Source organism: Nocardioides sp. NPDC054178 (genome assembly GCF_055585005.1).
Genome location: NZ_JBVJKY010000002.1, coordinates 536,371 through 558,652 on the forward strand (window position 1 = coordinate 536,371; position 22,282 = coordinate 558,652).

The 22,282-nt window shown below is 69.2% G+C and carries 19 protein-coding genes and 1 tRNA gene; 7 read left to right on the forward strand and 13 right to left on the reverse strand.

Translation table 11 applies throughout. From position 1 onward, the window contains the following. Positions 1 to 5 precede the first annotated feature (5 nt). On the forward strand, positions 6 to 2,651 hold the full coding sequence (locus ACZ6WN_RS09320; RefSeq protein ID WP_465864275.1) for a coiled-coil domain-containing protein: 2,646 nt from the start codon (positions 6 to 8) through the stop codon (positions 2,649 to 2,651). Positions 2,652 to 2,658: 7 nt separating this feature from the next. On the opposite strand, the gene ACZ6WN_RS09325 is transcribed toward ACZ6WN_RS09320, so the two are convergent. Then, positions 2,659 to 3,705, reverse strand: coding sequence for an alpha/beta hydrolase (locus ACZ6WN_RS09325; protein ID WP_465864277.1), 1,047 nt, complete (start codon positions 3,703 to 3,705; stop codon positions 2,659 to 2,661). A gap of 151 nt (positions 3,706 to 3,856) precedes the next feature. Between ACZ6WN_RS09325 and ACZ6WN_RS09330 the strand changes: the two genes are divergently transcribed. The 3 genes from ACZ6WN_RS09330 (at position 3,857) to ACZ6WN_RS09340 (ending at position 7,757) form a co-directional block, all read left to right on the forward strand. Beyond that, the gene (locus ACZ6WN_RS09330; protein ID WP_465864279.1) at positions 3,857 to 6,052 is read left to right on the forward strand and encodes an RNA degradosome polyphosphate kinase; all 2,196 of its coding nucleotides are present in this window, start codon (positions 3,857 to 3,859) and stop codon (positions 6,050 to 6,052) included. An 81-nt stretch (positions 6,053 to 6,133) separates the two neighbouring features. Then, positions 6,134 to 6,751 carry a DUF47 domain-containing protein gene (locus tag ACZ6WN_RS09335; protein WP_357334399.1) on the forward strand — a complete coding sequence of 206 codons (618 nt, stop codon included), beginning with the start codon at positions 6,134 to 6,136 and terminating at the stop codon, positions 6,749 to 6,751. Between the two features lie 4 nt (positions 6,752 to 6,755). After that, the gene (locus tag ACZ6WN_RS09340; RefSeq protein ID WP_465864282.1) at positions 6,756 to 7,757 is read left to right on the forward strand and encodes an inorganic phosphate transporter; all 1,002 of its coding nucleotides are present in this window, start codon (positions 6,756 to 6,758) and stop codon (positions 7,755 to 7,757) included. 82 nt (positions 7,758 to 7,839) lie between these two features. Here the strand turns inward: ACZ6WN_RS09340 and pstB are convergent, their stop codons facing one another. The 5 genes from pstB to ACZ6WN_RS09365 form a co-directional block, all read right to left on the reverse strand. Then, on the reverse strand, positions 7,840 to 8,613 hold the full coding sequence (pstB, locus tag ACZ6WN_RS09345) for a phosphate ABC transporter ATP-binding protein PstB (RefSeq protein WP_141801331.1): 774 nt from the start codon (positions 8,611 to 8,613) through the stop codon (positions 7,840 to 7,842). Positions 8,614 to 8,622: 9 nt separating this feature from the next. Further along, a complete protein-coding gene (pstA, locus tag ACZ6WN_RS09350) occupies positions 8,623 to 9,693 on the reverse strand; it encodes a phosphate ABC transporter permease PstA (RefSeq protein ID WP_465864284.1) in 1,071 nt (356 codons plus the stop codon). Continuing rightward, entirely contained in the window at positions 9,690 to 10,649 is a 960-nt protein-coding gene (gene pstC / locus ACZ6WN_RS09355; protein ID WP_465864286.1) for a phosphate ABC transporter permease subunit PstC, read from the reverse strand. The genes pstA and pstC overlap by 4 nt, the downstream gene beginning before the upstream one ends. 113 nt (positions 10,650 to 10,762) lie before the next feature. Beyond that, positions 10,763 to 11,860 carry a phosphate ABC transporter substrate-binding protein PstS gene (locus ACZ6WN_RS09360; RefSeq protein WP_465864288.1) on the reverse strand — a complete coding sequence of 366 codons (1,098 nt, stop codon included), beginning with the start codon at positions 11,858 to 11,860 and terminating at the stop codon, positions 10,763 to 10,765. 176 nt (positions 11,861 to 12,036) lie between these two features. After that, positions 12,037 to 12,903 carry an NUDIX hydrolase gene (locus ACZ6WN_RS09365; RefSeq protein ID WP_465864290.1) on the reverse strand — a complete coding sequence of 289 codons (867 nt, stop codon included), beginning with the start codon at positions 12,901 to 12,903 and terminating at the stop codon, positions 12,037 to 12,039. 50 nt (positions 12,904 to 12,953) lie between these two features. On the opposite strand from ACZ6WN_RS09365, the gene ACZ6WN_RS09370 reads away from it, so the two are divergent. Beyond that, positions 12,954 to 14,087, forward strand: coding sequence for a hypothetical protein (locus ACZ6WN_RS09370; protein ID WP_465864292.1), 1,134 nt, complete (start codon positions 12,954 to 12,956; stop codon positions 14,085 to 14,087). Positions 14,088 to 14,093: 6 nt separating this feature from the next. On the opposite strand, the gene ACZ6WN_RS09375 is transcribed toward ACZ6WN_RS09370, so the two are convergent. The 4 genes from ACZ6WN_RS09375 to ACZ6WN_RS09390 all read right to left on the reverse strand — a co-directional run bounded on the left by ACZ6WN_RS09375 (position 14,094) and on the right by ACZ6WN_RS09390 (position 16,058). After that, positions 14,094 to 14,240 carry a hypothetical protein gene (locus ACZ6WN_RS09375; protein WP_465864294.1) on the reverse strand — a complete coding sequence of 49 codons (147 nt, stop codon included), beginning with the start codon at positions 14,238 to 14,240 and terminating at the stop codon, positions 14,094 to 14,096. A gap of 264 nt (positions 14,241 to 14,504) precedes the next feature. Further along, on the reverse strand, positions 14,505 to 14,708 hold the full coding sequence (locus ACZ6WN_RS09380; RefSeq protein ID WP_045548871.1) for a cold-shock protein: 204 nt from the start codon (positions 14,706 to 14,708) through the stop codon (positions 14,505 to 14,507). A gap of 367 nt (positions 14,709 to 15,075) precedes the next feature. Next, positions 15,076 to 15,151: transfer RNA gene (locus tag ACZ6WN_RS09385), tRNA-Lys, on the reverse strand. Between the two features lie 31 nt (positions 15,152 to 15,182). Then, the gene (locus ACZ6WN_RS09390) at positions 15,183 to 16,058 is read right to left on the reverse strand and encodes a helix-turn-helix domain-containing protein (protein WP_465864297.1); all 876 of its coding nucleotides are present in this window, start codon (positions 16,056 to 16,058) and stop codon (positions 15,183 to 15,185) included. A 144-nt stretch (positions 16,059 to 16,202) separates the two neighbouring features. On the opposite strand from ACZ6WN_RS09390, the gene ACZ6WN_RS09395 reads away from it, so the two are divergent. Then, on the forward strand, positions 16,203 to 16,916 hold the full coding sequence (locus tag ACZ6WN_RS09395) for a TetR/AcrR family transcriptional regulator (RefSeq protein ID WP_465864299.1): 714 nt from the start codon (positions 16,203 to 16,205) through the stop codon (positions 16,914 to 16,916). On the opposite strand, the gene ACZ6WN_RS09400 is transcribed toward ACZ6WN_RS09395, so the two are convergent. After that, the gene (locus ACZ6WN_RS09400; RefSeq protein WP_465864301.1) at positions 16,892 to 17,365 is read right to left on the reverse strand and encodes a MarR family winged helix-turn-helix transcriptional regulator; all 474 of its coding nucleotides are present in this window, start codon (positions 17,363 to 17,365) and stop codon (positions 16,892 to 16,894) included. The genes ACZ6WN_RS09395 and ACZ6WN_RS09400 overlap by 25 nt on opposite strands. A gap of 83 nt (positions 17,366 to 17,448) precedes the next feature. Between ACZ6WN_RS09400 and ACZ6WN_RS09405 the strand changes: the two genes are divergently transcribed. Next, a complete protein-coding gene (locus ACZ6WN_RS09405) occupies positions 17,449 to 18,918 on the forward strand; it encodes an MFS transporter (protein WP_465864303.1) in 1,470 nt (489 codons plus the stop codon). Positions 18,919 to 19,006: 88 nt separating this feature from the next. Here the strand turns inward: ACZ6WN_RS09405 and ACZ6WN_RS09410 are convergent, their stop codons facing one another. Next, positions 19,007 to 20,842, reverse strand: a complete 1,836-nt coding sequence (locus tag ACZ6WN_RS09410) for a bifunctional metallophosphatase/5'-nucleotidase (RefSeq protein WP_465864304.1) — start codon at positions 20,840 to 20,842, stop codon at positions 19,007 to 19,009. Between the two features lie 107 nt (positions 20,843 to 20,949). Further along, on the reverse strand, positions 20,950 to 22,269 hold the full coding sequence (locus ACZ6WN_RS09415; RefSeq protein ID WP_465864306.1) for a M20 family metallopeptidase: 1,320 nt from the start codon (positions 22,267 to 22,269) through the stop codon (positions 20,950 to 20,952). Between the last annotated feature and the right edge of the window lie 13 nt (positions 22,270 to 22,282).

Here is a 22,282-nt window from a genome sequence, read left to right on the forward strand (position 1 = left end):
CCCTCGTGAGCACGCAGACCCCCAGTGGCAAGTGGTGGAGCCGGGACTCGGCCGCCCAGCCGGGTGACGACGAGGACCTGACGGCGCGCGCTGCGGAGTTGGCCCGCGCCGCTGCCGCAGCCGAGTCACTTCGCATCGCAGCCGAGCAGGCGGCCGCCGAGCAGGCGGCCGAGCGGCTGGTGGCCGAGGAGTCCGCCGCCCAGCACGCGACCGCCCGCGCGAAGGCCGACGAGACCGCCAAGCTCCACGCCGAGCTGGCCGCCGACGCCCACCAGGCCCGTGAGGTCGCGGAGAAGGCAGCAGAGGAGTACGCCCGCGCCAGGGTCGAGGCCGAGAAGCTCGCCGACACCCGTGCCAAGGAGCGCGCCGAGGCCGAGGAGGCCGCGGTCGCGAGGGGCAAGGAGCTGGAGGCGGCGGAGCGCCGCCTCCTCGAGGCCGCCCGGATCGCCGAGGAGCAGGCCAGCGCGCGCACCGAGGCCGAGGAGGCCGCCCGTGCCAAGGCCGAGGAGGCCACCGCCGCGGCCGCCTCCGCCGCGGAGGCCCACACCAAGGCCGCCGAGCACGCCGAGCTGGCCCAGGCCGCCTACGCCGCGCGCAGCGTCGCCGAGGCAGCCGCCGAGGACCGCCTCGAGGAGATGGACGAGCTTCGCGATGCGCTGGCGGCAGCCGAGAAGGCCGCCCGCAAGGCCGCGGACGAGGCCCGCGCCGCCTACGAGGCCCGCAGCGAGGCGGAGGCCGCCGCCGAGGCCGCCTACACCGCCCGCGCCGCGGCCGACACCCGCTCCGAGGAGCTCGCGCGGATGCGCGAGGAGGCCGACGCGGCCGCAGCCGGCCGGGCCGACGAGGCGCTGGCCGCGTTCACCGCGCGCCAGGCTGCCGAGCAGGCCGCCAACGACCGGGCGACGGAGGCCGAGAAGGCAGCCGCCGCGCGGATCACGGCCGAGGAGGCCGCGGTCGCGATGGCGACGCAGGCCGAGCAGGCCGAGCAGGCCCGCAAGGAGGCCGAGGCCGCCGCCGAGGCCGCCTATGCCGCGGCCGAGGCGGCCGCGACCGCCCGCGCCGAGGCCGAGGAAGCGGCGAAGGAGGCCTTCGAGGAGCGCAAGGCCGCCGACGCCAACGCCGAGGACCACGCGATGACCCGGGCCGCGGCCGAAGCGACGGCGGCCGACCAGTACGCCGTGGCGGCCGAGGCGCTGGCCGCGCGCACCGAGGCGGAGGAGGCCGCGCTGCGCGCCTTCAAGGCCGCCGACGCCGCCAACGACGCCCGTCTCGAGGCCGAGAAGAGCGCGAAGCAGTACGCCGAGTTCGCCGCCGCCGCCGCGCACGAGGCCAACGAGAACGAGGAGCGCTACCGGCAGCTCACCGAGCTCGCCTCCCAGGCCGAGCAGGCGGCCGAGTCCGCCAACCTCGCCCGGATGGCGGCCGACCAGCGCGCCTCCGAGCACGCCGATCTCGCGGTGCAGGCCCTGGAGGGCCGGCGCGCCGCCGAGCGTGCCGCCACCGAGGCGAACGAGGGTCGTCGCGCGGCCGAGTCCGCGCTGCGCGCCGCCCACGAGTCGATGACCGAGCTCATCACCGGGCAGGCCAGCGAGCGCGAAGAGGCCGAGCGCCGGATGACGGAGATGATGAACCGTCTCGCCGACGTCCAGGAGCAGGCCGCCGAGGCCGTACGCCTGCGGACGGAGGCCGAGGAGGTCGCCGGCCAGAAGGCGATCGACCGTCAGGCCGTCGAGGCCTCGATCCTGCACAACACCCAGCTGGTCGAGCAGGCCATCGTGGACCGGCAGATCGCCGAGCGGCGTAGCGCCCAGCTCGCCAAGCAGCTCGCCGACCTGCGCGAGGCCGTCATGCTCGCGGTCAAGGGCGGCAGCACCAACAAGCGTGCGATGCAGGCCCTCGAGCTCACTCTCGCCGCGACCCCGTCGCCGCCCGAGGCGCAGTTCCCCATCCCGGACGCTCCCGACGAGCCGCTCGTGGTCGAGCCCCTCGAGCCGGTCGCGCGCAATCCGTTGGTCGAGCCTGTCGAGACCACCGCGCCCGCACCGGTCGACTCACCGGCCGCGCCGACGGCCGGTCCTCCGACCGCACCCGTGACGCTGCCCGAGCGGCCGACCGGCAAGAAGCAGGCCAACAAGAAGCAGCCCGAGGACTCGCGCACCGCGCCGGCGGACCTGCCCGACACCCCGAGCGACTCCCTCCCCCAGCGCTCGAGCGGCTGGCTGGCGGCGGTCAAGCTCGCCGAGTCCGGCAAGTTCCCCGGCGCCAAGATCCCCGGCGCCGGCAGCGCCGCGCCCGAGGCCGCCACGGCTGCCGACGACGCGCCCGCCGACGAGTCGGAGGGCGAGCCGTTCGGCGCCAAGAGGCTCACCGTGCGCACCTTCCGGCCCGAGGACGGCTCGCTCATGACCGAGAGCACCGTCACGGTCACCGAGGAGGGTGTGCTCGACGTACGCAAGGACGAGCAGACCCACACCTACGACCTCTACGACACCCAGACCGACATCACCATCAAGGGTGAGCCGGCCACCGACGAGTGGGTCGTCGAGTTCAACACCGACGAGGCGGGCGCCGTCAAGGTCGACAAGTCGATGGTCGACCCCGAGGCGTTCCAGCGGGAAGTGCTCCGCTGGCGCCCCGACATGGCCGGCTGAGTCAGCCTCAGAGGTTGTCGCGCAGGACCTGCGCGAGCTCCAGCACGGCCGCGCGTGAGGTACGTCCGGCGCCGACCACGTTCAGGAACCCGTGGATCTGGTCGGCGAAGCGCTTGTGCGCGACCTTGACCCCGGCCTCCTCGAGCTTGGCGGCGTACGCCTCGCCCTCGTCGCGCAGCGGGTCGAAGCCCGCGGTCGCGACGTACGCCGGAGCGATCCCGGTCGCCGGGATCTCCGCGTACAGCGGGGCGTGGCGCGGGTCGCGGCGGTCGATGCCCTCGGGCAGGTAGTTGTCGGTGGCCGCGGCGATGAAGTCGGAGGTCAGGTAGAAGCCCTCGCTGAGATCCTGGCGGCTGCGGGTGTTCTGCTCCGACTGCGTCACCGGGTAGATGAGCAGCTGGAACGCGCAGGCCTCACCGACCGCGAGCGCGACCCCGGCCGCCAGGTTGCCGCCGGCGGAGTCGCCGCCGACGCCGATCCGGGCCGGGTCCGCACCGAGCTCGGCCGCATGCTCGACCGCCCACCGGAACGCCGCGACCGAGTCGTCGTACGCCGCCGGGAACGGTGACTCCGGCGCCAGCCGGTAGTCGATCGAGAGCACCTTGACGCCCGACTCGCTGGCCAGCAGCCGGCAGGGGGCGTCGTGGGAGTCGAGATCACCGAAGATGAAGCCACCGCCGTGCAGGAAGACCAGCAGCGGCGCGTTGCCCGAGGCACCCTCCGGGACGTAGAGCCGCGCCTTCAGCCCCGCTGCCCAGAGCTCGCGCACCGAACCGATCTCCTGGCGACCACCGCCGAGCTGCGACTGCCGCAGCAGCGCCACCCGCCCCTTCGGGATCGGCAGCGTCGACGGGTCCGGCTCCCCCGACACCTTCATCAGCGCCAGCATGATCTGGGTGTCCACCGCGAGCGTCTGCCCGTCGTACGTCACCGGCTTGCCGACAAGCCGCCGCTGCACCGCGGCCGGAAGGTTCAACGCCGTCGTGAACGCGGGCCGCTTCAACGGCACCAGCAACGGATCGATGAGGGACGACGCACGCTCGAGAATCGACATGGGCCAAAACTACCCGCTAGTAGGGACATCGTGTAACAGGTAGTTCACCAGACGACCGCGAGCCGCGGGCCTGGCTATCGGCTCGATCTCAGATGGGACGTACCGTGGAATCGAGGGTTTCAAAACCCCCGTCGGATGAAAGACTGGATCCATGAGTCTCGAGCCGCAGGCCCCCACCCGCTCGGCCGAGGACACCGTGAGCCTGACTGCGGTTCCCGACCAGCCGTTCGACGTCGAGCCCGAATACATCCCGGACCACGAGGCGCTGGCCGAGGTCGAGAAGTACGAAGACCGGTTCCTCGACCGGGAGCTGTCCTGGCTGCGGTTCAACGAGCGGGTGCTGGAGCTCGCGGAGGACGAGACGCTGCCGCTGCTGGAGCGCGTGCGCTTCCTGGCGATCTTCACCTCCAACCTGGACGAGTTCTTCATGGTCCGCGTCGCCGGACTCAAGAGAAGGATCGCGGCAGGGGTGGCGGTCAAGGCCGCCTCCGGCCTGATGCCGCGTGAGGTGCTCGAGGTGATCTGGCGGACGACCCGCGAGCTCTCCGAGCGGCATGCGGAGGTGTTCCGCGGCAAGATCAAGCCGGCGCTGCTCGACGAGGGCATCCAGCTGCTGCACTGGGAGGACCTCACCCCCGAGGAGATCAAGGCCTGCAAGAAGCTGTTCAAGGAGCGGGTCTACCCGGTGCTGACACCCCTCGCGGTGGACCCGGCCCACCCGTTCCCCTACATCTCCGGGCTCTCGCTCAACCTCGCCGTCCGGCTGCGGGACCCGAAGACCAAGAAGAAGCACTTCGCCCGGGTGAAGGTCCCGCCGATCTTCAGTCGCTTCGTGCCGCTGGGCAACGACCGCTTCGTGCCGCTCGAGGAGGTCATGAGCGAGCGCCTCTCCAAGCTCTTCCCGGGCATGGAGATCCTCGAGGTGCACACCTTCCGGGTCACCCGCAACGAGGACCTGGAGGTCGAGGAGGACGACACCGAGAACCTCCTCACCGCGCTGGAGAAGGAGCTGCTCAGGCGCCGCTTCGGCCCTCCCGTACGCCTCGAGGTGCAGGAGTCGATGACCGACTCGACGCTCGACCTGCTGGTCTCCGAGCTCGGCATCTCCGACAAGGAGGTCTTCCGGCTGCCCGGCCCGCTCGACCTGCGCGGGCTGCACGGCATCGCCGACATCGACCGCGAGCAGCTGAAGTATCCGGCCTTCGTGCCGAGCACCCACCCGGCGCTCGCGCCGGTCGAGAGCGCCGCGCCGGTCGACGTCTTCAAGGCGGCCCGCCGTGGTGACGTACTCCTCCAGCATCCCTACGACTCCTTCGCCACCAGCGTGCAGCGCTTCATCGAGCAGGCCGCTGCCGACCCGCGGGTGCTGGCGATCAAGCAGACCCTCTACCGCACCTCCGGCGACTCCCCCATCATCGACGCCCTGATCGATGCGGCCGAGGCCGGCAAGCAGGTGCTGGTGCTGGTCGAGATCAAGGCGCGGTTCGACGAGGTGGCCAACATCCGGTGGGCGCGCAAGCTCGAGCAGGCCGGCTGCCACGTGGTCTACGGCCTGGTCGGCCTGAAGACCCACTGCAAGCTCGCGATGGTGGTCCGCGAGGAGCCCGACGGCACCATCCGCCGCTACACCCACATCGGCACCGGCAACTACAACCCGAAGACCTCCAGGCTCTACGAGGACATGGGGCTGATCACCACCAACGAAGCGATCGGCGAAGACGTCGCCCACCTGTTCAACAACCTGTCCGGCTGGAGCCGGGAGGCGACGTACGAACAGCTTCTGGTCGCCCCCGGAAACGTCCGCAGCGGGCTGATCGAGCAGATCCACGCCGAGATCGCCCACCACCTGGCGGGGCGGCCGGCGAGGATCCGGCTGAAGGCCAACTCCGTGGTGGACGAGGCGATCATCGACGCGCTCTACCTGGCCTCCCAGGCGGGCGTGCCGGTGCAGCTGCTGGTGCGCGGCATCTGCGCGCTCCGTCCGGGCGTGGAGGGCCTGAGCGAGACCATCGAGGTGCGCTCGATCCTCGGCCGGTTCCTGGAGCACTCGCGGATCTTCTGGTTCGAGAACGGCACCCCCGACGACGGCGACGGACCGAGCGCCTGGATCGGCTCGGCCGACATGATGCACCGCAACCTCGACCGGCGTGTCGAGGCCCTCGTACGTCTCCCCACCCCGGAGCTCGTGGCCGAGGTCGGCGCACTGTTCGACCTGGCATTCGAACCGACCACGGATGCCTGGCTCCTCGGGCCCGACGGGACCTGGACCCGAAACCACGCTCCCGACCATCTGCAGGCGATGTTGATCACTCGACAGCGCCAGCGCAGGCGCGCCGCGACAGGCTGAACACACCCTGGCTTTCGTCGTGTCAAGCGGACTCGCCTAACATGAGCCCGCAGGTCTGCCTCATCCAGCCAGGAGCCCCCCGTGCGATTCCGAATCCGCCCGGTCGACACGTCGTTCTACGACCTGTTCGCCGAGTCCGCCAACCACCTCGTCGGCGGTGTCTCGCTGCTCGCCGAGATGCTCAGCGACACAGCCGATCGCGAGGACGTCGCGCGACGGATGCGCGACGCGGAGCACGCCGCCGACGAGACCACCCACGAGATCGTCAAGAAGGTCAACTCGACCTTCGTCACGCCCTTCGACCGCGAGGACATCTACGCCCTCGGCTCCGGTCTGGACGACGTGATGGACTCGATGGACGAGGTCGTCGACCAGATCTTCGTCTACGGCGTCAACGTCCTGCCCCCGGAGCTCTCCGACCAGGTGACCGTCCTCCAGCGCTGCGCCGAGCTGACCGCCTCCGCGATGCCGAACCTGCGCTCGATGAAGGAGCTCTCCGAGTACTGGATCGAGATCAACCGTCTCGAGAACCAGGGCGACAAGAACCACCGTCGCATCCTCGCCAAGCTCTTCTCCGGTGAGTACGACGCGATGGAGGTCCTCAAGCTGAAGGACATCGTCGAGTCCCTCGAGGACGCGATCGACGGCTTCGAGAAGGTCGCGAACACCGTCGAGCAGATCGCCGTCAAGGAATCCTGACACCGTGGAACTTGCCATCGTCATCGCGGTGGTCGTCGTTGCCCTGGTGTTCGACTACACCAACGGCTTCCACGACGCAGCCAACGCCATCGCGACCTCCGTGTCGACCCGCGCGCTCACCCCGCGCATCGCCCTCCTCCTCGCGGCGGTGATGAACTTCGTCGGCGCCTTCCTGGGCCAGAAGGTCGCCCACACCGTCTCGGACACCATCACGCCTCCATCGGGGGCACATGGTCTGACAGTCGTGATGGCCGGCCTGCTCGGCGCGATCGCCTGGAACCTGATCACCTGGTACTTCGGTCTCCCCTCGTCCTCCTCGCACGCCCTCATCGGTGGCCTGGCCGGCTCGGCGATCGCCGCCGGCGCGTTCGTCAACTGGATGACGGTGCTGGAGAAGGTCGTCATCCCGATGTTCGTCTCCCCGGTGGTCGCCTTCGGACTCGGCTTCGGCGTCATGCTCGCGATCATGTGGATCTTCCGCCGCGCCAGCCAGCACAAGGCCCAGAAGGGCTTCCGGATCGCGCAGACCATCTCGGCCGCCGCGATGGCCCTCGGCCACGGCCTCCAGGACGCCCAGAAGACGATGGGCGTCATCTTCCTCGCCCTGGTCACCGGCGGTTTCCTCTCGGCCGACGACGACCTCCCGTTCTGGGTGATCGCCGCGGCCGCGACCGCGATCTCCCTCGGCACCATGTCCGGCGGCTGGCGCATCATGCGCACCCTGGGCCGCCGGATCATCCACCTGGACCCCTCCCGCGGCTTCGCCGCCGAGTCGGTCGCCGCCTCGGTGCTCTACACCACGGCGTACGTCTGGGAGGCCCCGATCTCGACCACCCACACGATCACCTCGGCGATCATGGGTGTCGGCGCGACCAAGCGCTTCTCCGCGGTCCGCTGGGGCGTCGCGAAGTCGATCGTGGCCGCCTGGGTCTTCACCTTCCCGGCAGCCGGTGGCGTCGCGGCCCTGACCTACCTGATCTGCCACTTCGTCTTCCAGCTCCCGTAAAGACGACAAACGCCGAGTCGGCGCGTCATGACGCGCCGACTCGGCGGTTTTTCTTGTCAGGACGAGCCGACTCGGCGGCTCTTTAGCCGAAGCGACCGGAGATGTACGCCTCCGTGTCCGGGTTGTCCGGCTTGGTGAACATCTGCTTGGTGGGGTTGAACTCCACCAGGTGACCCGGCTGGCCGGCGGCCTTCAGGTTGAAGAAGCCGGTGTCGTCGGAGACCCGGGCGGCCTGCTGCATGTTGTGGGTGACGATCACGATCGTGTAGTCGGACTTCAGCTCGTGGATGAGGTCCTCGATCGCCGCGGTCGAGATCGGGTCGAGAGCCGAGCACGGCTCGTCCATGAGCAGCACCTCCGGCTGGACCGCGATCGCGCGGGCGATGCAGAGCCGCTGCTGCTGACCACCGGAGAGCCCCATGCCGGGCTTGCCGAGACGGTCCTTGACCTCGTTCCACAGGTTGGCGCCGCGCAGCGCGCTCTCCACGATCGAGTCCGCCTCGGACTTCTTGATCCGCTTGGAGTTGAGCTTGTTGCCGGCGAGCACGTTGTCGTAGATCGACATCGTCGGGAACGGGTTGGGCCGCTGGAAGACCATGCCGACCTTGCGGCGTACGGCCACCGGGTCGACGTTCGGGCCGTAGATGTCCTGGCCCGCGATCTGGATCTTCCCCTCGACGTAGGCGCCGGGGATGACCTCGTGCATCCGGTTGAGGGTGCGCAGGAAGGTCGACTTGCCGCAGCCGGAGGGCCCGATGAAGGCGGTCACCGACTTCGGCTTGATGGACATGGAGACGTCCTCGACGGCCTTGAAGTCGCCGTAGAAGATGCTGGCGTCCTTGACTTGGATGGACATGTGTTTCTCCTAGCGCCCGGTCTTGGGGGCGAAGATCGTGCCGACGATACGGGCGATGAGGTTGAGGACCATGACGAGGATGAAGAGCACCAGTGCTCCACCCCAGGCGTACTCGACGCCCTTCGCCGTGGCCTCGGACAGCTGGGTGTAGATGAAGACCGGCACGGTCATCATCGGGCTGTCCTCGAAGGCGTTGGTGTTCAGGTTCGGGTTGAAGCCCGAGGCGACCAGCAGCGGCGCGGTCTCGCCGATCACTCGCGAGATCGCGAGCACGACGCCGGTGACGATGCCGCCGATGGCGGTCGGGAGCACCATCCGGGTGATGGTGCGCCACTTCGGCACCCCGAGGGCGTACGCAGCCTCGCGCAGGTCATCGGGGACCAGCTTGAGCATCTCCTCGGTCGAGCGGACGACCGTCGGGATCATCAGCAGCGAGAGCGCGACACCACCGCCGAAGCCGAAGCGCGTGCCCGGCCCGACGATCAGGGTGAAGAGCGCGAACGCGAACAGACCCGCGACGATCGACGGGATGCCGGTCATGACGTCGACCAGGAAGGTGATCGCCTTGGCGAGGCGGTTGCCCTTGCCGTACTCGATCAGGTAGATCGCGGTCATGATGCCGATCGGGATCGAGATCAGCGCGGCGATGCCGGTGACGATCAGGGTGCCCATCAGCGCGTGGTAGAGGCCGCCCTGCTCGTCGCCGGTGACCGAGCGCATCGAGTAGGTGAGGAACTCCGGGCTGATGGTCGCGGCACCGCGGGCGATGACCATGTAGACCAGCCAGACCAGCGGGATGACCGCGACGCCGAAGGCCGTCCAGACGAGCCCGGTGACGAGCTTGTCAGTGGCCGAGCGCCGGTTCTCCACCAGCAGCGCCCACAGCGGGTAGCCGATCAGGAAGCCGAGCACGCCGATGACGACGGCCCCGACGATGCCCACACCGAGCACCAGGGCCAGGCCTCCGAGGGCGACCGCGGCGACGCCGACCAGCCACTGCGCGCCTCGTGGGAGCGTGGCGTGGGAGAGCGTGGCCTCTTCCCGGGCCACGTCGTTCACGGAGGGGTCGATATTGGTCACTTGGCCCTCCCTCGGGCGACGATCCAGCGGGCGAGCGCGTTGATCAGGAAGGTGAAGGCGAACAGCACGAGGCCGGTCGCGATCAGCACGGACAGGCGGTCGGGCGTGCTCTCCTTGTAGCCCTGGGCGATGTGCGCCGCGATCGTCTGCGGGTTGTTGGTACCGATGATGAACAGCGTGATCACCACCTTCGGCGAGGCGATCATCGCGATCGCCATGGTCTCACCGAGCGCCCGGCCGAGGCCGAGCATGACCGCGGAGACCATGCCGGAGCGGGCGTAGGGGAAGACCGCGTAGCGGATCATCTCCCAGCGGGTCGCGCCCAGCGCGAGAGCAGCCTCCTCGTGCAGGCGCGGCGTCTGCGCGAAGACCTCGCGGCAGATCGAGGTGATGATCGGCAGGATCATCACGGCCAGCACGATCGCGGCGGTGAACAGCGTACGTCCGTTGCCGGAGGGCTGGCCGTCGAAGAACGGCAGCCAGGCGAGGTTTTCGGCGAGCCAGGCGTGGGCCGGCACCAGGTAGGGGCCGAGCGCCACCGCACCCCACAGGCCGAAGACGACCGACGGGACCGCGGCGAGCAGGTCGATGACGTACGCCACCGGGGTCGCGATCCGCCGCGGGGCGTAGTGGCTGATGAAGAGCGCGATCGCCACGCTGAAGGGGACCGCGACGATCAGCGCCAGTACGGCGGCGTACATGGTGGCGTACAGCAGGGGCACGACCAGGCCCAGGAACGAGCCCTGGCCGGCATAGTTCTGCTCGTCCACGTTGAAGCCCGGGACGCCCTCGATGCCCAGGAAGATGAAGACGGCTGCCAGCGCCACCAGAATGAGAGTGGCGGCGATGACGGCGAGGCCTCGGAAGACGACATCACCCACCGAGCCACGGCCGGAGGAGAGCTCCGACTTCGGGTCAACGCCAGGGTCGGCGCCGGGGTCAGCGGCGACAGTCACAAGGCTTTCCTCGACTTTCTTGTTTCGGTTCAAAGACAGCCGTACGGGCGGCGGCCGCAGCCACCGCCCGAACGGCGATCAGGTCAGACGTATCGGCACTTATTTGAGACTGGTCACTTGATTCCGGCGACGAGCTCGAGGGCCTTGTCGGCGGTCTCGCGGTCGAGCGGCGCGGAGCCGGCCTCCTCGGAGGCGACCTTCTGGCCGTCCTCGGAGAGGATGTACTCCAGGTAGCCCTTCACGTTGGCGGCGTCCTCGGCGTTCTCGTAGGTCGGGCACGCCAGCAGGTAGGACACGAGCACGACCGGGTAGACGCCGGCCTCGGTGGTGGTGCGGGCGACCTCGACGGCCAGGTCGCTGTCGCTGGTGCCGACCGGCTTCGAGGCGGCCAGGATCTTCGCGGCAGCCTCGGCGGACGGCGCGACGAAGTCATCGCCGACCTTGACGCTGACGGTGTTGAGGTCGTTCTCGCGAGCCGCGGACTCGTCCATGAAGCCGATGTAGCCGGCACCCTGCATGGCGGTCACGACACCGGAGGTGCCGTCGCCGCCCTCGCCGCCCTTGATGGAGGCGGGCCACTCACCGGACGGCTCCTCGGTCCAGCCACCGGCGGCCGCGAGGTAGTCGGTGAAGTTCTCCTGCGTGCCGGAGTCGTCGGAGCGGTGGACCGGGGTGATCGCGGTGTCCGGAAGCTTGGCGTCCGGGTTGGTCGCGGCGATCGCCGGGTCGTTCCACTTGGTGATCTTGCCGGAGAAGATGCCGGCGAGGGTCTTGGGGTCGAGGTTGAGCTCGTCGACACCCTCGACATTGAAGACGACGGCGATCGGCGAGACGTAGCCGGGGACCTGGATCGGGTCGGCTCCGCACTGCTCCTTGGCCTTGGTCAGCTCGCCCTCGTCGTCGTTGAGGGCGGAGTCGGTGCCGGCGAAGAGGTAGCCGCCGGTGATGAAGCCCTCACGACCCGAGCCGGAGCCCACGGGCTCGTAGACGACGCTGAGGTCGGGGTTCGCGTCCTGGATGCCGGCGACCCATGCCGCCTGGCCCTTCTCCTGCGAGGAGGCTCCGCCACCCTTGATGGTGCCCGAGAGGGTGCCTTCCCCGTCGCTGCCGCTGTTCTGCTCGTTGGCAGCGCCGCAGGCGCTGATCGCAAGAGCAAGGGCCGCAGCCGTGATGCCCGGGACGAGTGCCCGGCGCAGCGAGGTGGTGTTCACGCAAGTCTCCTGATGATGATGCAGTCGATTCGGAGTTGTCGCGATGACCGTAAGGAGCCGAGGTGGACGGGAAACTCGGTGAAGGTGAACGCAGGCTGAACGAGGAACACAGAGTCAGTGGCAAATCAGTGTCAGTTCCGGGCACAGGAGATGAACAGGCCCGCCTCAAGCCCCTCTCAGACCTGAAATGCCTCGACGGCCCGCACGTCACCCGCGCGCACATGCAGCACCATCAGCTCGCCCTTCGCCAGCTTCGGATCACGCATGCCCAGCCCGTCGAAGACCCACGGGAGCACCGGTCGGTGCGTGCAGATCACCGTCGGAACGGCCAGGTCACGCAGGGTTTCCGCGGCCAGGGCCGACACGCTACCTTCCTCCGCGCCCTCCTCGCTCAGCAGTCTCATCTCCTCCGGCGCGATGCCGGCGAGCCCGGCGTACGGCGCGACGGACTGGGTGCAGCGCACGCTCGGCGAGGTGATCACCCGACCGATGTCGTAGGCCATCAGCAGGCCGGCCAGGGCGACCGCCTGGGCCCGCCCGGTGTCGTCGATCGGCCGCTCGTGGTCCGACCGCGACCAGGCCGAACGGCCGACGGCCGAGGCGTGACGGAGGATCACGAGGGGCGTCGTGGGATCGCGTACGTCCTCGGCCTGCTGCAGCGTGGCCCGATCGTGCGGATAGGTGAGCCGCGTGCGCGCCGTGTCCACCGGCAGCCACGCGACATCATCGATCTCGTCGTTGATCAGGTAGCCGTCGACGTCGTCGTCGGCGCCGGCAGCGGTGCGGCCGACCCAGTAGTGGACCACCTTCTGCCCCGCCTCGACGGGATAGCGCTGCGGCCGGAGCGGGCGGCCGAGAGCGACCCGCAGGCCGGTCTCCTCGCGCACCTCGCGGATCGCGGTCACCGGCACCGCCTCACCGGGGTCGACCTTCCCCTTGGGAAAGGACCAGTCGTCGTACTTGGGCCTGTGGACCAGTGCCACCTCGGGCAGGTCTTGGTGCTCGCGAAAAACCACTACGCCGGCGGCCGGGATCTCGGGCATGCGCACAGGGTATGTCGAGAACATGGCCGGTTCGTCTAAGGTTCGTCGGGATGTTCCGCACCCCGCAGCTTCTCGGCGGCCCCAGGACGTGGGTCGGCCGCTCATCCCGAGTCCTTCGCGCCCACCCCTTGTTAACCATCGCGGTGGGCGTCGTCGTCGTTGCGCTCGTCATCTTCCTCGCCCGCGCCTGGGCGACCCGTGGCGGCGACCTCGACGAGGCGCTGCGGCTGGCCCCCGCCGAGGCGACGCGGGTCTCCTTCACCGACTGGACGGGAATCCGCGAGAGCATCGGCGCCGACCTCGATGCCGACTCCACGCCGGAGGAGGTGCACGAGATGATCGACGAGGCCTACACGAAGGACCTCACCTCGACCTCGGTGCTGCCCGACGCCTCGGGGCTCCTGCAGCAGCACTTCGGCTGGTCCCCCGCGACCCTCGACTGGGAGCTCTACACCCAGTCGACCGAGGGAGCGCTCATGGTCGGACACCTCGAGGACATGGACGCCGACCATCTCGTCGACCAGCTCACCTCGATGGGGTTCACCGCTCCCGAGGACGACCCCGCGGACGGCGGCGTGTGGGACGGCAGCCTGGTCCCGTTCTCCACCTTCACCGACTCCGGGATCGACTCGACGATCAGCCCGCAGCTCACCTACATCTCGTTCCTGCCCGAGCACGACCTCATCCTGGCCTCGGACGGCCGGCGCTACCTGAGCGACCAGGTCGAGAACCTCGGCGACGGCGACCTGCACGAGCCGATGACGGACGCCGCCGACCGGCTCGGCGACCCGCTCTCGGCGTTCGTCTACGACGGCGACTTCACCTGCACCGAGATCGGGCTGGGCGGCGCCTCGGCCGCCGACCAGGACCAGGCCGACGGTCTCGTCGACGCCGCCGGCGACATCAACCCGATCGCGGGCTTCGCCATGGCGGCAGAGCCGAACGGGGACGTACGTGTGGCGATGTCGTTCGAGAACGACGACCAGGCGCGTACGAACGCCGACACCCGGGCCAAGCTCGCCGTCGGCCCGGCGCCCGGCCAGGGCGGCACGTTCGACGAGCGGTTCGAGCTCGGCAAGGTCTCGGCCGAGGACGAGGTCGTCACCATGCAGCTGCAGCCGAAGGACGGCACCGCCGTGCTCTCCGACCTCGCCAACGGGCCGCTGCTCTTCGCGACCTGCTGAGCGTCCTCAGGGGAGGATGCCGAGGATCCGGTCGATCTCATCCTGGGAGAGGTGATCCTCGGATTCGCTGGCGGCGACGATGAGATTGGTCGTGAGCTCGACCTCGAGGAGCAGCTCGGGATCTTCCAGCGTCACATCGAACTGATCAGCCATGCCCGCCGCCTCCTCACGTCAACTCAAAGCTCGTCTTCACATCATCGCCCAGTCTTGGTGGATCCGCGCGCTGATCCACCAAGAACCATCAAAAGTTGTCACATCAAGCGTGACACAGAAGCCTGAGAAGGCCCCAACCAGACCACCGGGCCCCGCCCCAGCCGACCACGAGGCCCCAGCCGAACGGCTGGGGCCTCGTTGCAGATGATCATTGTCGGCAGGTGCCGAACCCGAGATCGCCTTAGCTACTCATGGAGCCTTGTTTCAGAGAGGACGAACGTTCTCCGCCTGCGGGCCCTTCGGACCCTGGGTGACGTCGAACTCGACCTTCTGGTTCTCGTCCAGCGACTTGTAGCCGTTGGTCTGGATCGCAGAGTAGTGAACGAAGACGTCGTCGCCGCCGTCCTCCTGCGCAATGAAGCCGAAACCCTTCTCGGCGTTGAACCACTTAACGGTGCCCTGAGCCATCTGCTCGTTACTCCTTAGTCGGGGCGAGAGGCCACCAGGTTCGGTAGCCCCGCATCAGGGGCGGGTGACACGTCGCTCCGACCTGTGTTCCCGGACCGGGGTCCGGGCGGGCACAGAGCAGAAACGCCGTTGGATCACAAACTCCGCAGGCGTCAGACCTTCTGGAACTTGCACCTGTTGCGGGAGTGACACTAGCAACTCACACGCCTGAGCGAACCCCCCTTGACCGATCGTTTTACGTGCGAAGCGGTGAAGGTTGCCCCACAGAGCGGTGAAACGGCCGCTCAGCGGGACGTGCACGGGCGGTTTCCGGACCGGGTCTCCGGACAGCAGAAGACCCTCGCCCGGCCCGGGCGAGGGTCTGATCTGGTAGGCCGTGTCGGTCTCGAACCGACGACCCATGGATTAAAAGTCCACTGCTCTACCAACTGAGCTAACGGCCCGCCGGGAGTCTACCGGAGCAGCCGCCGTCTCCTATTCGTGGTCGCCCGGCGATGCGGACGGCCGTCCACGCTCGCTGATGATCCGCGCGCACCGCTCGGCGGCGGCCGCTCCCGTCAGCGCATGCTCGAGCAGGAGCTGCGTCCAGCGCTCGTAGCGGGCGACCTCGACCGGGTCGGCGATCTCGAGGTCGCCGGCGCTGGTCTCGAGGGTGACGATCCGGTCGCGCTGGTCCCAGCCGTGCTGGACCAGGACGGGGAAGCTCTCGAAACCGACGATGCCGATGGTCGCCTGGGTCGTGGTCGCCAGATGGGCGATGTGGTCGATCTGGGCACGCATGATGTCGGGCGAGCCCACCAGGTGGTGGAGGGCCGCCTCGCCGACCAGGATGGTGATCTCGCGGCCGGCCTCGTAGAGGATCGCCGAGCGACGGAGCCGCGCCGCGATCACGTGGGAGAGCTCCTCGGCGTCAGTGGCCCGGTCCCGCGAACCACCTGCCAGCGCCAGCAGGGCACGGGCATAGTCCGGGGTCTGCAGCAGCTCGGGGACGCTGTGCGGCTGGTAGCTGGTCAGGACCGTGGCGGCCACCTCGGCCGCTGCGTACGCATCCTGGTGCTGCTCGGCACCGCCGCCGGTCGGACGGGCGTCGCGGAACGCCACGTGCTCCTGGTCGGCGCGGGCGCGTAGCGCGAGCAGCATCTCCCGGTCGGCACCCACCGCGGCCGCCCAGGCACGGACCTCGGCCTCGGAGACCGACTGCCGGCCCGACTCGATCTTCGACACCTTCGGCTGGGACCAGCCCGAGCCCAGGGCGTCCGCCAGGCCGGCTCCGGTCAGGCCGGCGGCGCGACGGGCATCTCGAAGCGCCTCGGTCAGTGCCTCACGGGCTCGACGACTCGGGCGGGACAAGAGAGCCTCCTTCGACGGATTCAGCGAGCCACCATCGTGCCCGATGGGCATACCGCACGTCCAGATGCACATCATGATTGGCAGGATCACAATATTATGCTCTACTGGATCCGGGGTCGACGTCGACAGGAAGGCAGGGCCTCGATGAGCATCCGACGAACCCACCCCGGACGACCACGCCTCATCCCCTCGAACACGCCAGCCCCACCCCGCGAGCAGGTGCTCCACGCCGCGGCGCAGCTGTTCGTGACCAAGGGCTTCGCGGCCACCTCCACCCGGGAGATCGCCGACAAGGTGGGGATCAGGCAGGCATCGCTCTACTACCACTTCACCGGCAAGGACGAGATCCTCGCCGAGCTCCTGGAGCGATCCGTCCGCCCCACCGTCGATCGGGTCGACCAGATCGAGCGACTGACCGCCTCGACGAGCCCGGAGGCCGCCCTCTACCTGCTGGCGCTCGTCGACGTCCGCACGCTCGCCGAGGCCCCGGACAACATCGGCATGCTGGCGACCCACCCCGATGTGACGAGCAGCGAGGCGTTCGACGCCTTTCGGAGCGCTCGCGCCGAGCTCGCGGAGGCCTACGGGAGGATCGCCACCCGGGCCGCAGCGCCCGGCATCGCCACGACGACCGAGCCGGGGCACCTCGGCGAGATGCTCATGCACCTGGTCGAGGTCACCACCACCCTCCGCGGCAGCGGCGTGCCGATCGACGACACCACCGCAGCCACCATCGCCTCGACCTGCCTTCGCGCCTGCGGGATCCCCGACAGCCGGATCGCTCCTGCAGCCTCGTCAGCGGCAACCCTCGTCGACGGACTACCGCCCGAGCCTCACTCCCGCACGGCCTCGCCATAGGCGCCCACGAACCGCTCGAGCAGGTCGAGGAACTTCTCCGACTCGTCCCCGAGAGCGGCCAGCCCGTCCGCATAGGCGCCCAGCGCTCGGGCCGAGGCCGCCTCATAGACGGCGAGGCCTTCCTCGGTCGGCTCGATCAGCCGCGCCGAGCGTCCCGGCTCGGCGAACCGACGCAGGTGGCCCGCAGAGAGCGCGGCGTTCACCTGACGGTTCACGGTCGACTGCTCGAGGTTGAGGCCGTCGGCGATCTCCCGCAGCGTGCGCGGCCGGCCGTCGGAGAGAAACCAGAGCAGGCGGCCGTCGGCCTGGTTGAGCGCGCTGCGGTCCTCGGCGAGACGGCGGTGCACCTCGAGCCGTCCGACCAGCGAGGCCAGGCGGCGATCGGCAGACAGGTCCGGGCTGATCTGCTTGAAGAGAGGGTCCTCGGAGGAGGGCTTTGTGGACGGCATCACATCTCCAGGCATTGTCGTTCGAACCTCACGATGTGTAGCATACATACGTCAATATGTAGATTACACATCCGAGGTGTGCTGTGAGTCCCTCCCCGTCCACCACCCGCGAGCCGTCCGCGCGCTCGACGGGTGGCGCCGTGGCCGTCATCCTGGTGCTCTGCTTCGGCAGCCTCTGCGCCGCGCTGATGCAGTCACTGGTCATCCCGATCCAGAGCGAGCTCCCCGAGCTGCTCTCCACCACGGCCAGCACCGCCTCCTGGGTGGTCACGGCCACATTGCTCGGCGCCGGTGTGACGATGCCCGTCACCGGCCGCCTCGCCGACCTCTACGGCAAGAAGCCGGTGCTGGTGATCTCCGGCATCGTGCTGGTGCTCGGCTCCGTCATCGTGGCGCTCTCCGACGCCGTCGGCCCGGTCCTGGTCGGCCGCGTGCTCCAGGGCATGGCGATGGGCTACATCCCGGTCGCGATCAGCCTCGTTCGCGAGATCGCGCCCGAGCACCTGCGCAACACCGCGGTCGCGGGTGTCAGCGCCACCCTCGGGGTCGGCGGTGCGCTCGGCCTGCCGCTGGCCGCCTGGATCGCCCAGGACTTCGACTGGCACACCCTCTTCTGGGTCTCGGCCGGCCTGGCTCTCGCCGTCACCGTGCTGACCGCGGCCGTCGTCCCGCACGTACGCGACGCCCACCCGGGCCGTCTCGACATCATCGGGGCGCTCGGGCTCGCGGCCGGCCTCGTCGGCGTGCTGGTCGGCGTCTCCAAGGGCAACGACTGGGGCTGGGGCGAGCCGCAGACGCTCGGCATGATCATCGGCGGCGTCGTGATCCTGCTGCTCTGGGGCTGGTACGAGCTGCGCCACGACGACCCGCTCGTCGACCTGCGCACCACCGCGCGCAGGCCGGTGCTGCTCACCAACATCGCGGCCGTCCTGATCGGCTTCGGCATGATGGCGCAGTCGATCGTGGTCCCGCAGCTGCTCCAGATGCCCGAGGCCACCGGCTACGGCCTGGGCCAGACGATCTTCCAGGCCGGCATGTGGATGGCACCGGCCGGGCTGATGATGATGCTCTTCACCCCGGTCTCCTCGCGGCTGCTGACCCGCCTCGGCGGTCGTGGCACGATGGCGATCGGCGCGGTCGTCCTGGCTGCCGGCTACGTCGTCGCGGTCTTCCTGATGGACGCGCCCTGGCAGCTCATGCTCGCCTCCTGCGTCGCCTCGGCCGGCGTCGGGATCGGGTACGCCGCGATGCCCACGCTCATCCTCGGCAACGTCCCCGCCGCCGAGGCCGCCGCGAGCGTGGGGCTGAACAGCCTGATGCGCTCGATGGGCACCACGATCGCCGGCGCGGTCATGGCGATCGTGCTGACCAGCCGGACCATGGTCCTCGCGCCCGGAGCTCCGGAGATCCCGACCGCGGGCGCCTTCCAGCTCTGCTTCGTGATCGGGGCGCTCGCGGCCGGGGTCGGGGCGTTGATCGTGCTCCTCATCCCGAGGCCCCAGAAGGCCACCGACGACGCTGCGGAGAGCGCGGCCCTCGCCGGAGCGCACTGAGCACCGGACATCCGGATCTCGAGACGACGAACGGGCCCGACCAGCTCAGCGCTGGTCGGGCCCGCTGCGTACGAAAGAAAAGTTTCTTTCAGTGGGTGCCGGTGATGCGGTCGAGCGGGCCCGGGGTGTAGGGCGAGTTGGCCTCCAGGTAGGCGGCGAAGGCGTCGATGTCGAGGCCGCCGTAGTAGGGGTCGGTGCCCTTGGTGAAGGCCGCGAAGGCGTCGCCGCCGCCCTGCAGGAAGTTGTTGGTCACGACCCGGTAGGACGCGGCCTTGTCGATCGGCTGGCCGTTGAGCGTGACCGAGCCGTCGACGGGACCCGAGGGGCTGATCTGGTAGGAGAAGCCCTTCGAGACCTGCAGGATCTTGTGCGACGCGGCGTTGGCGCCGGTGACCTGCTGGGTGAGCAGGTCGTAGATGTCCTGGCCGGTCATGGTCAGCGAGACCAGGTAGTTGTTGAACGGCTGCACCGTGAACGCCTCGTCGTAGGTGACGTCACCGACGGCCTCCCCGTAGGGGGAGTTGGCCGCGGTCAGGTCGGCACGGATGCCGCCCGGGTTCATGAACGCGATCACCGGCGTCTGCCCGTTGACGACCGTCGACGGGTCGGCGAGCTGGGCGTCGGCGATGAGGTCGCCGAGCGCGGACTCGCCGGCGGCGCTCTGGTCACGCTTGACGTCGGACGAGATCGAACCGAGCACCCGGGAGGCGATCGGGGTGACCAGCTCCTTGTAGGTGTTGATCAGCGTGGTCTGCTCCGGGGCCTTGGCCACGTCACGGGTGACGAGCAGGTTCGACCCCTTGACGGAGGAGCGGACGATGTCGCGCTTCTTGAGGTCGTACTTCAGGTTGGTCTCGGTGTAGAGGCGACCGAAGGACGAGGCCGAGGTGACCAGGCGGGACTTGCCGTCGGGGTCGGGTACGTCGCAGACGTAGGGGTTGTGGGTGTGGCCGGTGACCAGCATGTCGATCTCGGGGTCGAGGTTCTGCGCGATCGGCACGATGGGCGAGCCGGCGACCAGCTCGCCGCCACCCTCGCAGGTGTAGTCGTAGCGGGCGTTGACGTCGTAGACCTTGCCGGTGGCTGGGTCGGTCCACTTCTCCTTCGGCAGGTTGGCGCCCTCGTGGATCAGGGTGACGATCGCCTTGACGCCCTTCTTCTTCAGCTTGGGCACCAGCGCGTTGGCGGTCTCGACCTCGTCCTTGAAGGTGAGGCCCTTGACCCCCTCGGCGGTGACGATGTCGGGAGTGCCCTCCAGCGTCATGCCGATGAAGCCGATCTTGACGCCGTCGACCTCCTTGATCGCGTAGGACGGCAGGATCGTCTTGCCGCTCGCGTCCTCGATCACGTTGGAGGCGAGGATGTCGAAGTCGGCGCCGGCGTACTCGTGGGCGGCGCAGGAGTTCTGGTTGTCCTCGCCGTCGCCGTCGTCGATGCAGCCGCCGTCGGCGATGCGCTGCAGCTCCTTGTAGCCCTCGTCGAACTCGTGGTTGCCGACCGCGGTCACGTCCAGGCCGAGCTTGTTGAGCGCCTCGATGGACGGCTCGTCGTGGAACGCGGCCGAGAGCAGCGGCGAGGCACCGATGAGGTCACCCGCGGCGACGGTCAGGGACCGGTCGTGGCCCTTGCGGGCCTCGGCCAGGTGGGAGGCGAGGTATTCCACGCCACCGACGTTGACGGTCTCGTCGACCGGCGCACCGGTGGCCGGGTCGATGTGGTGACCGGTGACCAGGCGCCCGCTCGAACCCGACGGCGCCTCGAGGTTGCCGTGGAAGTCGTTGAACGAGAGCAGCTGGACATCGACCAGGTGCTTGCCGGGCTTGGCCGAGGCGGAGTTCGCGACCGGGTTGGCGACTGCGACGGCCGCGAGAGCGACGGCGGCAACGGCCACAACGGGGCGAAGCTTTCGGATGTTACGAGGCATTGCTGGGCTCCCCATCTCAGAGTTCGACGAAGGGAACAATGCCCCTTCGGGTTCTTCTTGTGAAGAGGTAATCGGATTACCGCTGCCGAATCGTCATCAACCGTTAATCAGCCGAAAAATTCGGTAACGTCCACCGCTCCACCGGCCTCCTCGAACTCCTCGCGGACCGTCTCGCGCAGCTTCGCGTCGGAGAGGTAGTCGGCCGCCACCCCGGCCAGACCGTAGGCGGCGTCGACGAGCACCTCGTCGGCGTACGGCGTGACCGCGGCAGCGGCGAACTCGCGGCTGTGCAGCGACACGTCGGGCTCGGCGATCTTGACCATCGCGTGCAGTCCGGGGACCCGGAAGGAGACGTTGCCGAAGTCGGTGGACCCGGCGAGCAGGTCCGGGACGACACCGGGCGCCAGGACGGTGTGGTTGCGCTCCTGGTAGCGACGGTTCCAGGCCTGCGCCAGCCCGCTGTTGTTGCGGATCGGCAGGTAGACCGGCGACTCGTCCCAGGTGAACTCGACCCCGCAGCCCGTCATCAGCGCGGCGCCCATCGCCATCTCCTCCAGCCGCTGGGAGAGGATCTTGAGCGTCTCGGGGTAGGCGGAGCGTACGTAGAACTCGATCGTGGCGTGCTCCGGGATCACGTTGGGGCGCAGGCCGCCGTCGGTGATGATCGCGTGCACCCGGTCGGTCGGCGGCATCTGCTGGCGGTTGAGCGCGACGCCGGTGTAGAGCAGGTTGGCCGCGTCCAGGGCGTTGCGACCCATGAACGGCTGGATCGAGGCGTGCGCCGGCACCCCGACGTACGTCACCTTCAGCTGCCTGCGGCCGAGGAAGACGGGCTCGGAGTTGTCGTAGGTGAACGGGTGGACCATGATCGCCGCGTCGACGCCGTCGAAGGCGCCCTTCTGCGCCATCAGCTCCTTGCCACCACCGCCCTCCTCGGCCGGGGTGCCGAGCCAGATCACCCGACCGCCGAGGCGGTCGATGACACTCGCGATGGCCAGGAACGCGCCGACGCCGACCGTGGCGATCAGGTTGTGGCCGCAGCCGTGGCCGATGCCGGGAAGCGCGTCGTACTCGGAGAGCACCGCGATCGTCGGGCCGTCCTTGGCGCCTCCCGCGGAGGCGTAGAGGGCGGTCGGGAGGCCGTAGGCGCCACGAGCCACCTCGATGCCGTGGGCCTCGACGAACTCGGCCAGCCCGGCCGAGCTGCGGTGCTCCTCGAAGCCGGTCTCCGGGTGCTCGGCGAGGTCGTGGGAGACCGCGACCAGCTCCGGGCCAAGGTCGGCGAGCCGGTCGCGGATCGCGTCGAGGATGCCGCGCGGCGCTCCCGCGGCCTCGGTCTCGACGGCCTTCGTGACCAGAGCCTTGGCGTCCGTCTCGTCGCGAAGCTGGTTGACCAGGAACGGGTTCGGCTGCTGCGGCTGCGTCATGCCGCCAGAGGCT